The following is a 1,340-nucleotide window of genomic DNA, read 5'->3' as shown; positions in this document are numbered from 1 at the left end:
ACCGACATCATGGGCGAGATCAGCGCGGCGTCGGCCGAGCAGAGCGCGGGCATCGAGCAGGTCAACCAGGCCGTGGCGCAGATGGACGAGGGCACGCAGCAGAACGCGGCGCTGGTGGAAGAAGCCGCCGCCGCCGCAGGCTCGCTCGAAGAGCAGGCCATGCGCCTGCGCGACGCCATCGCCACCTTCCGCGTCAGCATGCAGGCCGAGGTGCGTCCGCAGCGCCTGCCGGCCCATGCGCGTGCCGATGCGGCCCAGTCACTGGCACAGGCCTAGTCCGAATCAAAGACGAGGCAGGCGCGGAGCACCGGCCTGCATGCGTACAAAACGGGTGCGGCACGCCGCGCCCGAGGCTTCAGTTACAAGGGGGAGTTGCTATGCATTGGTTCAATCAATTGCGCGTCACGACCAGGCTGGTTGCCGGATTCCTGGTCGTTGCCGTGATCGGCGCCGTGATGGGGCTGCTGGGTGTGGTCAACATGGGGCGCATGGCCGACTGGACCGGCAAGATCTACAACGGCGACCTGCAGGCGCTGAAGGCCGTGCAGGACGCCAATATCAACCTGGTCTATGCCAGCCGCGCGCAGATCGGGCTGCTGTCGGCATCGACCATGGGCGAGCGGGCGGCCGAGAAGGAGCAGATCGTGAAGTCGCTCGGCGCCATGGACGAGCGCATCCGCCAGGTCGCTGGCGCTTTCGAGAAGGCCGAGGGCAAGGCACTGGTCAAGCAGTACCAGGAGCTGTCGCCGGCGTTCCGCGCGCGCATGGAGAAGTACGTCGAACTGATCAGCAAGCAGCCGTTGGATACCTCGCAGTTTGAAAGCCAGGTGTTCTCCGAGAGCGCCGAGCTGCTCAAGGACAGCCATGCGCTGGAAGCGGTGATGTTCCAGATGGTCAAGCGCCGCGACGACCGCGCCCGCAACAACATGGAAGAAGCGCGCAGCGTTTACGACGCGACGCGCCTGTGGATGCTGGGCCTGGTGCTGGGCGGCGTGGCGTTGTCGGTGCTGCTGGGCGTGCTGCTGGCGCGGGCGCTGTCGCGCCAGCTGGGCGGCGAGCCGGGCTATGCCGCCGCGATTGCCGCGCGCATTGCCGAAGGCGACTTCTCCGCACCGGTGGCCACGCGCGCAGGCGACAAGGGCAGCCTGGTCTATGCGATGCAGCAGATGCAGCAGCAGCTGTCGCGCATGGTGCGCGATTTCAAGGTGTCGGCCGAATCCATCGGCAGCGCCTCGCGTGAAATCGCCGCGGGCAACAATGACCTGTCGCAACGCACCGAGCAGCAGGCGGCAGCGCTGGAGCAGACGGCGTCGAGCATGGAAGAGCTGACCAGCACGGTG

At 66.9% G+C, this 1,340-nt stretch carries 1 protein-coding gene and 1 pseudogene; both read left to right on the top strand.

What is annotated here, in order from left to right:
• Positions 1-276 (top strand): annotated as a pseudogene (locus AC3WRR_RS36035) (chemotaxis protein); the annotation flags it as partial.
• Between the two features lie 101 nt (positions 277-377).
• The coding region (locus AC3WRR_RS36030; protein WP_492299563.1) for an MCP four helix bundle domain-containing protein at positions 378-1,340 on the top strand (963 nt) is incomplete at its 3' end.

The organism is Cupriavidus sp. FW305-3-2-15-C-LB2 (genome assembly GCF_058787575.1).
The sequence above is the reverse complement of the archived record's forward strand: the minus strand, read 5'-3'. Positions and strand labels throughout refer to the sequence as shown.